8 protein-coding genes and 2 pseudogenes are annotated in these 13,514 nt (G+C 40.6%); all 10 read right to left on the bottom strand.

The window, feature by feature from the left end; all coding sequences use genetic code 11:
• Positions 1-30 precede the first annotated feature (30 nt).
• Positions 31-1,950: a tetracycline resistance ribosomal protection protein Tet(M) gene (tet(M), locus tag AC4PHI_RS10140; RefSeq protein ID WP_000691736.1), complete on the bottom strand. Its 1,920-nt coding sequence runs from the start codon at positions 1,948-1,950 to the stop codon at positions 31-33.
• Positions 1,951-1,965: 15 nt separating this feature from the next.
• Positions 1,966-2,013: pseudogene (locus AC4PHI_RS10145) on the bottom strand (hypothetical protein); the annotation flags it as partial.
• A gap of 313 nt (positions 2,014-2,326) precedes the next feature.
• A pseudogene (locus AC4PHI_RS10150) lies at positions 2,327-2,611 on the bottom strand (conjugal transfer protein); the annotation flags it as partial.
• Positions 2,612-2,767: 156 nt separating this feature from the next.
• Positions 2,768-3,706 (bottom strand): GH25 family lysozyme, encoded by a 939-nt coding sequence (locus AC4PHI_RS10155; protein ID WP_492199767.1) that lies wholly within the window; start codon positions 3,704-3,706, stop codon positions 2,768-2,770.
• A 2-nt stretch (positions 3,707-3,708) separates the two neighbouring features.
• Positions 3,709-4,116, bottom strand: a complete 408-nt coding sequence (locus tag AC4PHI_RS10160) for a phage holin family protein (RefSeq protein WP_138190523.1) — start codon at positions 4,114-4,116, stop codon at positions 3,709-3,711.
• Between the two features lie 60 nt (positions 4,117-4,176).
• Positions 4,177-6,645 (bottom strand): glycosyl hydrolase family 18 protein, encoded by a 2,469-nt coding sequence (locus tag AC4PHI_RS10165; RefSeq protein WP_492199768.1) that lies wholly within the window; start codon positions 6,643-6,645, stop codon positions 4,177-4,179.
• Positions 6,645-7,229: a hypothetical protein gene (locus tag AC4PHI_RS10170; protein ID WP_117474503.1), complete on the bottom strand. Its 585-nt coding sequence runs from the start codon at positions 7,227-7,229 to the stop codon at positions 6,645-6,647. The genes AC4PHI_RS10165 and AC4PHI_RS10170 overlap by 1 nt, the downstream gene beginning before the upstream one ends.
• A 202-nt stretch (positions 7,230-7,431) precedes the next feature.
• Entirely contained in the window at positions 7,432-9,957 is a 2,526-nt protein-coding gene (locus tag AC4PHI_RS10175; RefSeq protein WP_492199769.1) for a phage tail spike protein, read from the bottom strand.
• A gap of 4 nt (positions 9,958-9,961) precedes the next feature.
• A complete protein-coding gene (locus tag AC4PHI_RS10180; RefSeq protein ID WP_492199770.1) occupies positions 9,962-10,738 on the bottom strand; it encodes a distal tail protein Dit in 777 nt (258 codons plus the stop codon).
• 12 nt (positions 10,739-10,750) lie between these two features.
• Entirely contained in the window at positions 10,751-13,357 is a 2,607-nt protein-coding gene (locus AC4PHI_RS10185) for a phage tail protein (RefSeq protein ID WP_492199771.1), read from the bottom strand.
• Between the last annotated feature and the right edge of the window lie 157 nt (positions 13,358-13,514).

The following is a 13,514-nucleotide window of genomic DNA, read 5'->3' on the forward strand; positions in this document are numbered from 1 at the left end:
AACCATATTTATATAACAACATAAAATACACTAAGTTATTTTATTGAACATATATCGTACTTTATCTATCCGACTATTTGGACGACGGGGCTGGCAAACAGGTTCACCGGTAGTAACATGGTACCCTTTTAACTCTGTTAAACAAACACTACGTCCATTTGTAAAGAAAGTTAAATCACTACGATATTCTTGAATACACCGAGCAGGGATTTCTCCACTAAGAATGACCTCATTATTTTTCAATTGAGTGTCTACGATGTTCGCACAATATTTAGGAGCATCGTTGTATGCTCGTGAAAGATATTCCTGTGGCGCATAAATTTTAAAACTAAGATATGGCTCTAACAATTCTGTTCCAGCTTTTTTTAAGACTTGTTCCAATACAATAGGAGCAAGCATCCGAAAATCTGCTGGGGTACTAACAGGGCTATAGTATAAGCCATACTTAAAACAGATTTTACAGTCCGTCACATTCCAACCATACAATCCTTGTTCACAGCCATAGCGTATCCCCTCCATAACTGCATTTTGAAACGATTGATTTAAGTATCCAAGAGAAACCGAGCTCTCATACTGCATTCCACTTCCCAACGGAAGCGGTGATACAGATAAACCAATGGAAGCCCAGAAAGGATTTGGCGGCACTTCGATGTGAATGGTATATTCTGCATTTTTTAACGGTCTCTCCATATAAATGACTGTAGGCTCTTTTAGTTCTATCTCCACATGATACTTTTCTTGCAACAGTGCACTAATCACTTCCATTTGTACTTTCCCTAAGAAAGAAAGTATAATTTCATGTGTCGTAGAATCCACGTAATATCGTAGAAGCGGATCACTATCTGAGATTTCCAAAAGGGCATCAAGCAACATTTCTCTCTGTTCAGGTTTACTCGGTTCAACAGTTGTTTGTAGTAGAGGGTGCGGATTTTCAATCTTTTTTCTCTGTGGCAATAGTTTTGTATCTCCAAGAACACTATTTAACTTCAAAAACTCATTTTGCAAAATAACAATTTCTCCAGAATAAGCTCTATCAATCTTACATAATTCACCATTTATTGAAGTATACATTTCTGTAACTTTTATTTTTTCTTTTTCTGATACTCTAACCGAATCTCGTAAATGTAGTACTCCACTATAAAGGCGTATATATGCAAGACGTTGTCTTTTTTTTGTATATTCAATTTTGAAAACATTTCCGCAAAGTTCAGACGGACCTCGATGTGTTGATGAATAAAATTTATTAGTAATAACTTCTATAAGGTTATCAATCCCTATATTACTTTTTGCACTTCCATGATAAAGAGGGAACAGAGAACAATTCTGAAATCTTATGCTTTCCTCTTGTTCGAGTTCCAATGCTTCTAATGATTTACCGGACATATATTTCTCTAAAAGGTCATCGTTTCCCTCTATTACCGTATCCCATTGTTCAGATTCGGTAAAGTTCGTCACACACATATTAGGATACAGTTCTACCTTCTGTTTGATTACAATTTCGGCAGAAAGTTTCTCTTTAATATCCTGATAAACCGTTGATAAATCAATTCCATTTTGGTCAATCTTATTGATAAAAAAGATTGTGGGAATCCCCATTTTCCTAAGTGCATGAAATAATATACGAGTTTGTGCTTGTACGCCATCTTTTGCAGAAATCAGTAGAATTGCCCCATCTAAAACTGATAATGAACGATATACTTCTGCTAAGAAATCCATATGTCCTGGCGTGTCTATGATGTTCACCTTCGTATTTTCCCACTGAAAAGAGGTTATTCCTGTCTGAATTGTAATTCCTCTCTGACGTTCTAAAAGCGTATTATCCGTCCTCGTTGTACCTTTGTCCACGCTTCCTAATTCTGTAATCGCTCCACTGTTATATAATAAGCTTTCTGTTAAGGTAGTTTTTCCTGCATCAACATGAGCTAAAACTCCAATATTAATAATTTTCATGTGATTTTCCTCCATTCAAAAACCCAAAAGGGCATAAAAATCCCAGTGATAAATACTTTTATCACTGGGATTTTTATGCATAACCATAGGCATACAAAGCATACAGATATTCTCCGGATACTTTAGAATCACATGATAAAGGTATTCTTAAACTGGGTACAAAAAACTAAGCCCTCCTAAAAAAGGACATCCAATTATTTGTTCCCACTATCAAATTGACAGTTTATTTAAGAATACCTTGCCGCATATTTATTAACTCCTTTTAAATAGATACTTAAATAATAGCACGTAAGAGCATATTTGTAAAGGAATCTCCAATTTTTTATCAAAGAGAGTACGTGATTACAAAATAGCTGTAATAATGTACCAATATTTGTTATTCTATAATCTTCCAATTACTCCCGTTCTTTTCAAGTACCAAATCAAATTGAGATACCTGCGTTGCTTTGGTCTGCTGGTCGATATACTCCACTGTCAGCGATACCGTGACTTGATTATCCTTACGATTGTGAATAGGATTTACCAGTTCTTGAAAGATGTACTCTTTTCCGATTGGTTTTAATATCCCGTCATTCACATAGTAGGAAAGTTCACTGGCTGTCGCTGTAGGATAGAGCTTGAAGAACGTCGTTAAAAACTCATTGATTTCATTGGTTGGGACTAGGAAATAAACCCTAAATAATTAAAACCTGTGAAATCAGTCCATAACAAAGATTGATTTCACAGGTTTTCTTTTTGAGATTAAATAGAATTTTTGAGTTTATTTCTAGTCACTTTCAATATATGCAAAGTGTACAATAAGCATTTTTGATACTTCTTATTTCAAGAGTTCATTGACCCTTTTTTGTACCGAAATGTAGTCATAACCGGCATTTGTAAGTTTGTTTTTTCGATCTTGTCCGTTACCCCAATCGCCACGAATGACTTCCTTTGCGATGGCATCAATAGACTTTTTACTAGATAGCATTTCATTGACCTTTGATTGCACTGCCACATAATCATAGCCTGCATCCGTTAAGCGTTTCTTTCGTTCTTCACCATTACCCCACAACCCTTGAATGACTTCCTTGGCCAGCGTCTCGATCGATTTCTTTTCTGTAGGAGCAGGTGTGCTTTCTTCTTTGGCAAGATGATTTAGCCCTGCACATTGGATAATCGTTTTGTAATCCTTATAGGCATAGTTCATATCCAAATTGCCTGAATAACCATTCAATTTACCTTTGCTTGTGTACTGCCAGATACCATGACGAAGTGTCGGTTCTTTACTCGACCACTGAGCGACCCAGAAATCATAAGGTGCTAGACGATCCAGTTCTGTCAAATCTTGAAACCAAGAACTAGATGCATAGATACCGGCATAATAGCCTGCGTTTTCTATGGTTTCACAAAAGCCTACTAAAGCATCGGTAATGGCTTTCTTGCCACTTGGTCGCTGGTGATAATTATCCTCTGTATCAATAAATACAGGGTAGGAGATGGTCTTGCCTTTGATAATTTCAAGGCATTTCTTCGCTTCTGCTATTCCCTTGGTTTTGGTATTGGCACAGGTGTACCAGTAAACACCGACAGGAATACCTCTCTCGTGAAAGGCTTTGTAGTGTTTTTCAAAGGCATCATCCTTGTGCAAACTCACTCCTGTACCGTGGCCCGTATATCCTGCTCGGAGGATGACAAAATCAACTTCTTTTGCAAGTTGGTCATAGTTTATCTGACTTGGTTTTTGCCACGTGCTGATATCGATTCCTTTAGTTTTCATGATTATTCCTCCTCGTTCTTTTTATGGAGCTGCTTTAATACATCTTTTAGTTTTTCTGGGATAGGTAGTCCAAGGTGAGCTGAATTTTCTAACAGCGAAATTCCCTCATTTGATAAGTAGAAGAAAACAATCGCTGTTCTTAGTACGCTCCCATCACCAATCACATAAACATCTAAAATATTGGCTACACCCACTAAAACAAAAATCAGCACTTTACGGCTGATTCCGATAAATCCCACTTCACTTGATAGGGTCTTATCAGCGATTGCACATAAGACACCTGTTAGATAGTCGATGACTACAAAGACTAGTAGCGCATATAAAAAACCGTCTGCTCCTCCTAAAAACCATCCGAAGAATCCACCGATTGCTGTTATCACAACTTGGATCCAGTTCCATATTTCTTTCATTTAAAATTCCTCCTTTTGATGAAATAAAAAGAACACCTACTTTTGCAGATGTTCCTTTGATTACTCTATTTGTTTTGGTAGCCACTCCCAGAGTCTTAAATCCTCCTGCCCTAGTGACCACATACACATGCCTCGAAGTTTCCACCGATAAGCTGCTTCATTTGCCCAGTACACAAGGCTATCCACATCCTGATAATAAAGAATGGAAAATCCGTCACCATCACCTAAGAAAATACGAGATATCCAGATGTTAATATCCCTTGGAATGATGGTGACACTGTAGTCCTTTCCGCACTGGATGGATGGCATCATATCTGAATGAAAAAAATCATAATCTAGGGAGATGCTTTCGCTTCTTGTGGCTGATTCTTCAAGGTCTACTGTTAAAGTAAACACTTGGAATTCTTCATCCCAAGTGCAGTTACTTCTTGATAGCCGCCCATAAGTTTTAAATGTTCCATCGGGCATAAGCACGTCAAAGCGCTCATAAGGCTCATAGGTCCAGGCATCGCCTAAACGAAGCAACTGGCAATGGACTTTATTATCCGAACGAATACCTGCATAACCCGTTACATCCGAACAAGTGGCTATAAAGCGCAGTGTATTGGATGCAGAGGAATAGACCCGCACTTGATTGCCACGCTTTCGTATTTCTAGGGTATAAAAGCTTGGATTCGATCGAATGTTTGCGGCCGATGTTTTTGAAAAGCTAGTGGCATAACTACCTTTTAAAGTAGAGCCTTCATACAGTTCAATATGCTGGTTATCATAATTAAAGCAACAATAAATCGTTCCAATAAAAACACCCGCCTTGCCACTAAAGGTCTCAGGAAAAATAATCTGCGCCCTTAAATGGATATCTGAAAAATTGTTGTAGTTCCATGCTAACTGCCCCTTACCCTCCAGTTGGGAATAGGGTCTATTCATCGAACTGCTTGTATCTTGCCAAACACTCCATTCGCCTGATAATGTTGTCCAGTAGCTTTGGGGGAGAGGGTTATCATCTCTAAAATCCTCATACCACACAAGGGCAGAATCTGCTTTTCTTCTAAGCATTTCAAGCGTCAACTTAAAACCAGTTGCAGGTCCTACCATATCACCATTTACATCCTTGAAATGTCTAGGAGCAAGGGTATATTCTGCTTCACCAACTGATGGCTCCTCAGAAAATGAAGAACAGACTCTAAATCCATAAAACTGTACACCCTTTGCCCCAAGCGAAATGGTGATGGTGTGTGTTCCTGCAGAAAGGCTCACTCCTTTTTTAAGCACCGCCCAGAAAGTCGTTCTCCAATAAGGCCACCACAGTCTGTTTTCAGAAAAATCTACTTCATTTCCATCAAGGGAGATAAGAATATTATTCTTATCCCAAAATGGAAAGCCTAGCTTTACTGCTACATCATAAGTACCTGCCTGAGCAAGCGTAAAATGATAGGTTGCCGCACCTTCATCCCCCAGTGTTGTGACGCTATTAGAAACAGAAACAACACCAGAATAACTATCCGGCATGGCATCATGATCCACATAAACAGTACCAAAGGCTGTCTTTTGTTGTTTGCCATAAGCCGTCAGATACTGCCTGCCATTGTAGCTTGCAGATAAGAGTGGATAGTTATAGCGAGTAGCATCTTTTCCTTCCATATAATCGTAGACATGAGGTAATGCCCAAGGCACTTTATTATCATCATCCCAATAAGCCACGATGGGGATAAATGGTTGAGGAGGAGCATCGTCTGTGAAATTATAGGCTCCTGTCATCCAGTATTTTGCCGCATAGTAGGTATGAGACGTTCCCCTATAGGCTTTACCTAGGTTTTCTGGTGTGTCATAAATTTGCCAGTTCCAGCCATAAGCAGGCATCCCAAAGAAAATCTTATCGGGATTCATCACTGTAACAGCATAATCATAGATCCCTTCAAGCCAGCTCCTTGGAGATACAGGACCTGGTGCAGAGCCCGACCAAGCCATACCATAACTCATAATAGATGCGGTATCGCAGTAGGGGTCTAGGTCACCATAAACGCACCAATTCTCACCACCTACTGAACCATTGACACTGGTCATTCCCGGCAGGCAAATGTTCATCAGTTTGCTTGAATCATAGGCTTTGATGGTGTTGTAAATATTTTGAAACATGGCGGTTGACTCAGCATGAGTGGAATAGTCATCGCCCCTTTCTAGGTCAATATCAATACCATCGCACCAAGGATACTTTTCCATAATACGAATAAGCTCGGATAGAAACAGTTCCTGAGCACCATTTGTGTTGTCTCTCAATGCTCTGAAAATACTGTTTGCTCCATCATTGGCAATGGTCAGTAACCATTTGATGTGACGATAACGGTTGATGTAGGGGAGCATACTATTGATGGTGACACCACTCTCAACAATTTCACCTGTAGTTCGTACCTTAAAAGAAAAAAGACCGATGGTATCAATTCGATCTCCATATTTCTCTAAAGCTTCATACATTCGTGCATTTCCCATAAAAGTCCATACCATGATTTTCTTGCCTTTTAATCGTTCCATTAGAATGGTTCACCTCCGTCTTGCATTTCCTGCATGGTAAACAGCACCCTTGCAGATTTCCCTTTTTCAAGGGTCACTTTGTGCTTTGAGTCCCAGGCAGCACTGTATTGATAGAACCCCTCTTTGGGTTCGCTTGCTCCGTTTTTGGTACATGCTCGTGTAGATGCTAGGAGCGCCAAATCAACATCTTTTCCAATGGTTCCAGGGAAGGAGACCTGTTGCCCTCCTATACCTTGGCTTAGTTTCACTGTTCCAGCAGACATAGAAAGCTTTGGATAGATATGAATATCAAGTCCTGCAGAGGTTTCACCAACATTAAATAAAATAATGGTTTCCTCTGAACGGACCACACCGTTAAACCAAACAGGATTCTTGATACTGCCATCTTCCTTTAGTTTTTCTAACCTACTTTCTGTATGAGGCGCATAACCATTTAGAACAGGTCCTTCTTGTAACTGGATGTCCGTAAACCAAATCATGCCAGTGCAATCATAGAGGGTAGGTTTTATGCTTACACTCATGACACGTTTATCTTGTTTTTTATTTATGACTTCTGCCAACCTTATAAATTTAACCTTAGCCATCTAACGTCCACCTTATTTCACAGGGATGACCTACCCATCCCGTGACCACTGACCCTGCTTGTAAAAAGAGATCCGTAATATAAAAAGTGCCTGTGCAATTTGTGACACAGACACGGATGGTAATGGATTTTACTTTAGAAGAGTAGCTTTCTGGGAGTATCTTTTCTGATGTTCTTGAAAAATAGGCCACCAATCCACCTCCTTAATACAAATCAATAAACCTTGTTTCTGTCGTCCCATCTTCATATTCAATAACCACTTCAATGCCAACCTGTGAATTGCTACTCAGCTTTTCAAGGTTTTCAGATGCGATTTGTGCCGATAGCGTGTAGCTAGAGCGATTAGCCGGATAGATGGTCTGAGCCATACTCTTTGTCATATTGGATACACCCATTGCCTTAAAGGATGTCGACCCACTTACACCGTTATCACCATCTACTTCAAAGCCTGAGTTAATCCAGTAAGCCATGCCATCATCAGCACGAGAATTTCGCAGCAGATTAAAAGGCACCATTTCACGGATATCATTGTTCGTCACCATACTTGTGCCTTCAAGAGAATCTGCCACGTTATCCCACTGGCTTGCAGAACTACCCAGATTTTTAAGGGTAGTAGATAGTTCTAATACTGTATTCCATGGTTCTTGTAAGTTGTATTCTCTTCGTATAACACGAGTTGTCACCGACAGTCCTAAATCTTTATCTTCTACATGAACATAATCGCCAAGCGACCATGCTTCATGCTCATAACCCGTTAACACCGATAAATCCATTGCGTTTAAAACATAAGAGATGTTTGGTTTTGAATACTGAGCAAGCCTCATCTCGGTATATTCTTTCATCTGATAGGGATTGGTAAAGGAAGAACAATCAAGCGTTGATATTCGAATATCAGACGAATACGTATAGTCCTCCACATATGCCTTTCCTCCATTGATGTCTGCAAAAGTAAGACCCTCGCTACCAATGGCATAGAGCCTTGTCACAAGACTTCTGGTATCAACGACTCTTTTAATGCTCTTCATATTTTTCTTATAAGCAAACAATGCACCGCTATCCGTACCATAGACCGTTAAGAGATGGACCAGCCGATTGGGGCAATCAAAGACAAGGTCTCCACCATGTAAGTCCGCAACCGTGCGAAGGATGGATAGTGCATTCTTTTCTGTACTCGTCCAGGTTCTTTTGGTTCGAACATTGACTGTGCCTACACTCCACTCTGTTCCTTCTAACGCATATGCCATGGACACTTCAGCAGTTTCTGCATCAAATTTATGTTCTTCTTTTCGCACTGAAAAAGTCAGGTCGTAAAACTCTGCTTCAGCATACACTTCAGTCGCTAGATTTCCTTCGCTGTCTTTTGTATCCGTCAAAGTCCTTACTTTATAGATGTCATCAACAATCTGGATTTTCTTTTCGCTATCAATGAATCCCCGCTTGGTATCACGGTAAGGGATCATAAAGGAGAGCGTATCCTCGCCATTGATTTCACTGGTTACTACAATGTTATAAGCATTTTCTAACACAGCCTCCCAAGCCCCATTTGAATCCAGTACGACCGGTCTTGAAAAACCAATCCTCTCATAAGGTGACTTTGGAATGTCATATAGCCTGATATCAATAATTCGAGGGGTCTTACTCGTATCTGCCGTAGTAAGCGTAACCCTAAAACGAATGTATGCCTTATTCGGAGATACCAGTTTTCCATCAAGTGCGATGGCTACCCAGTCACTCCAATGAACTAGGTCATCGCTTGTTGAGGTTTCTATCGGCCCAACTGCAGATACCCCAGAGATATATTCACTGGTAACGGAGACCCGACCTGTGCCAGATAGATTGCACGTTGCCGGAGCCGTATATAGTGTTCCTTCCGTTGGATAGACACCTTCTGTTTCCTTTAAGCTCACCACTCCCGGTACGCTAAGGGCATCAACAGCACCGCCCATATCACCACCGTTAGTCAAAAGAGACCCATTGAAATAATCAATCAAATCATCCGTTGTAAGACTTGAATCCATATCAAAAAACCAGTCATCAAATCTTCCAGCATACCAGTAAGTATCTGCATGCATACCCATAATGATGTCGGCTGTACAATTAGGATTTAAAGTGCCTGTAAAGGAATAGGTCGGGGATACCCAGCTTGCACCACTTGTCTTATCTCCCAGTACAATCCATGCATTTTTATTGTTTGGCTCTATGACCATGCAAATAAAATACACTCCACCATTGATAAGTGAAAAAGGCGGTGTGGTTGTTTGGTCGAGTATAAGAGAACCACTAGCGTTATAAAGCATGATTCTAGGTCTGCCTGCAAAGAGCGAAAGATAAAAGATTGGCTGACCAGGACCATAGCGCGTATTTAATATGGGGCAATAGGTATTTCCCACCGAATAAGTAGTCGGTATCATCCAACCGCCAACAAGTATTCGCTCTCCCATCTCCGAAAAGAAAGTACCATCATTGGCCACTTTAAGGTAGGTTTTTTCTGTAGCGGGATTGTTGATGTTGATTCGGATTTGTCTTCCTTTTTGGCCGCTTTGAAGGCTTGCAGTTGTTCCTAGATAATTGACAAGCTCTATTTTTCTATCTAACCCAGAAGAGTCTGCAAGATAGCCATTTTCATCTACCGATACATCATTGAACCGCCACAGTCCGGATTTTGCATATTCGACTGGGAACTCTCCCGTAAAATCTGTCTGTTTATTTAAAATTGTTTTTAGTGCCACACGATCACCTCCATCTACTACCAGCCTTTATTTCAAGCGCAGTAAATACAGCATTATTTGTTGTTATTGCTAGGGTATTATTGCCTACATTGAGACTTGGAAAATCAATCTCCTCTAGGTAAGGCAAAGCGTTTCTTAAGATTATCCCGTTTTCGTCTTCCACATAAGCCGTCATCTTATCTGTATTAATGACAAGTGTTTCTTCTGCCAAAAGTACAGCATTCACTATTTTCATTTCCAAGCCATTGGTTGTAACAGAAATAGAATTGTTTACACCCGATGTGATGATTCCCTTCAAGCGATACATAGGATTGGATTCAACATTGCCGGTCTGTCTTAAAATCGTGTGATTGCCTTCGCTTTCTATCAAATAGACCTCATCTGTAATGGCATAGGCAAAAGGGTCAGGGCAGAAAAACTTCAAGTTAAAACTTCCTGCAAAACGAATGAGTCGTTCACAGTCCACTTTTTCATTCAGCCTTGCCATGAAATACCTGTCGGGTACATCATCAAAAACAAGTTCTTTTAACCCTTGCATGGGATCAAGCCATGTTGAAAGTTCATCAAGCGTACTCACCAGAGCAGAAAAGCTATGCTTGGGATAGATATTGCAAGCTACATTGATTTCTCGGTAATCAAAATCAGCTCCAAAGTCTGTCACCCCATACTTTCCAGGTACGTTGGTGGTGAAATTTCGCATTCCTCCACAGACCTGCCAGGAAGTGAGCCTGGCTTTTAGTCCCATGCTTTTTGAAGAAATATCGTCATATGAAAAACCCATCGGCACACCTCCTTATGTTGTAGAAAACCGACCCTGAGCACGAGAGCCTGTCTGAATTAAGTTATAAAGTTCCTGAGATACCCTTCTGATATCATCTTCACTTCGTACAATCATCTGCTGTACAGTAACTAGCGACCCACTGACACCACCTAGGGAAGAGGTCGCTGCATTTGAAATCACGCCGCCTACAGAAGTATCCACTGAAAAGTCTGTAGGCAAGGATGTACTCATATCGCTGGCCAGACTGGTCATCACATCGTTGATATCCTCGCTCATCATTTCAGCTGCTTTTACAGCCTCATCACCGTTATCTTGGATAGAACCTGCAAGACCTTTCACAAGCATTTCACCAACCCACCCCATCTGTTTCGATGGTGATTTGATACCGAAGAAATCCTTGATGCCAGTCCAAATGCCACTAATCCAACCACTGACTTTATTCCATAACCAAGAAGCAAGGGATTGAATACCCTGCCATAACCCTTTTACAATGTTGCCACCCACCGTCACGATGGAACCCATGGAGTTTGTAAATGCTCTTACGATGCCACCAATAATCTGAGGCACTGCTTTTACGATCTCTACTACAATGGTTGGTAAATTCTGAATGAGTGCTACAAATAGCTGAACCCCTGCCATAATGATCTTGTCGATGTTTCCAATTAAGGCATTTACAATACTTGAAATGATTTGAGGGATTGCCGCCACAATGGTGGTAATAATGGTCGGTAGATTTTGAATCAGTGCAACAAGTAAGTCGACACCCGCTTGTATGAGTTGTGGAATCGAACTTAAAATCCCATTTAGTATTCCATCAATAATCTGTGGAATCGCCTCAACAATTGCCGTAATAATTTCAGGCAAGGCTGTAACCAGCGATGTTAATAGCTGAATACCTGCATCTATAATCTGAGGAATTGCGCTTATAATAAAATCAACGATTGCCAAAATAATCTTAGGGAGAGCCTCAATTAGTTGCGGGATCGCTTCGAGTAGCCCCTGAGCCAAACCAAGTATTAACTGCAGTGCTGCATCGAGAAGCATAGGTAGATTATCCACCAAACCTTGCACAATCGTAGTAATTGCATTAACTGCCGCAGGAATCAGTTCTGGGAGAGCCTGCCCAAGACCGTCCACTAAAGCTGCTATTAACTGAACGGCTGCATCCACTAGCAGTGGTAAGTTTTCAATCAAGGCATTCACAATCGTAAGGATGGAATCAACCGCTACCGGTATTAAGGTAGGTAATAGGTTCATCAGTGCGTTCAGTACCTGAGTAAATAAATCTGTCACCGTAGCAAGTAGTGTCGGTAACAAATCAGAAACCGCATCCAATAATGCTTCAATTGCTATAGGTAAAGCCTTTACGATATTTTCAATCACTGGAGTAATGTTTTTTACCACCGACTGAAAGGCATCCACCATGTTTTTACTGAGTTGTTCCATATCCGCATCAGCATTTCCAAAACCAACTAAGAGATTTTGTAAAGCAGATTCAAAAGCATTCAAGGACCCTGAAATAGTTTCCTCAGCTTCAAGAGCAGTCGTACCAGCAATACCCATGCTTTCTTGAATGACATGGATGGCAGAAACTACATCGGCATAAGAAGAAACATCATACTCAATACCAGAGATGGCCTCGGCATCAGCAAGGAGTCGCTCCATTTCACTTTTTGTACCGCCATAACCTAGTTTAAGGTTATCCAGCATGGTGTAATTTTGCTTAGCAAAACCCTGATAGGCATTTTGAATGGATTCCATGTCTGTACCCATTTTATTGGCATTGTCAGACATATCAGTAATTGCCATATCCGCATATTTAACGGCTTTTTCAGTATCCCCTCCAAGAGAAGAAATAAGGCTTGCAGAAAAGGAAGTGACGGTTTCCATGTAGTCATTGGCAGAAAGACCTGCCGTCTTATAGGCATTCGATGCATAGTCTTGTAACTGCTGAGAATTCTCTTTAAAAAGCGTATCCACACCACCGACTAATTGTTCGTAGTCAGCATAAGCGGAAATGACTTCCTTACCAAGTTTAACAGCCGCCGCACCTGCTGCAACAGCAACTGCTCCCATGGCAATGCCGATAGATTTTAGAGTTGTACCTAAGCCTTTAAACTTAGATTCAGACTTTTCAGCAGAGTCAGCCGCCTCATCAATCTCTTTTCCCATACCATCGGCACTATCGGTGACATCGTTCATTTCACGGTTCATGTCATCGAGGGCATCTTCGGCATCATCATAATTGGAGTTAGCTTCTTCAAGAGCAGCATTATTGCTACTTAACTCTCGCTCCATATTGTTGAGTGCCGCCTCAGCATTGTTTAGCTGAATCTGCCAGTTCTGTGTTCTTCTATCAGTTTCTCCAAAGGAGGTAGCTGCATTTTCTAGAGCCGACCTCAAGGTATCAATTTTGCTTTTTTGGGTTTCAATCTCTTTATTGAGGACTGAATTTCTGGCGGAAAGTGCCTGGACAGACTTATCGTTTTTATCAAATTCTGAAGCTACCAGTTTCATTTCAGAGCCAAGTACTTTAAAGGAGCGATTGATATCTGTTAATGCCTTCTTAAATTCTTTCTCGCCTTCAAGACCAATCTTCAAACCAAAATTATCTGCCATGCTTTCCACCTCCTTTGTCAGATTCCATCAGGGATGATGTCATCAATAAATATCTCTCTTTTTGGTTTTGCCAGCCCCTGATACTGTTTGTGACACTCCCACAAGTCTAGTAGCAAACCAAACGGCATCAGCCAAAATTCATCCATGGTCAGATGTA

The sequence above is a fragment of the Vagococcus sp. QWL-13 genome (genome assembly GCF_058683555.1).

Excerpts from the sequence above, each read along its gene's own strand:
- AC4PHI_RS10155 (WP_492199767.1), bottom strand. The coding sequence starts at position 3,706 with ATGAAAACTAAAGGAATCGATATCAGCACGTGGCAAAAACCAAGTCAG.
- AC4PHI_RS10160 (WP_138190523.1), bottom strand. The coding sequence starts at position 4,116 with ATGAAAGAAATATGGAACTGGATCCAAGTTGTGATAACAGCAATCGGT.
- AC4PHI_RS10165 (WP_492199768.1), bottom strand. The coding sequence starts at position 6,645 with ATGGAACGATTAAAAGGCAAGAAAATCATGGTATGGACTTTTATGGGA.
- AC4PHI_RS10170 (WP_117474503.1), bottom strand. The coding sequence starts at position 7,229 with ATGGCTAAGGTTAAATTTATAAGGTTGGCAGAAGTCATAAATAAAAAA.
- AC4PHI_RS10180 (WP_492199770.1), bottom strand. The coding sequence starts at position 10,738 with ATGGGTTTTTCATATGACGATATTTCTTCAAAAAGCATGGGACTAAAA.
- AC4PHI_RS10185 (WP_492199771.1), bottom strand. The coding sequence starts at position 13,357 with ATGGCAGATAATTTTGGTTTGAAGATTGGTCTTGAAGGCGAGAAAGAA.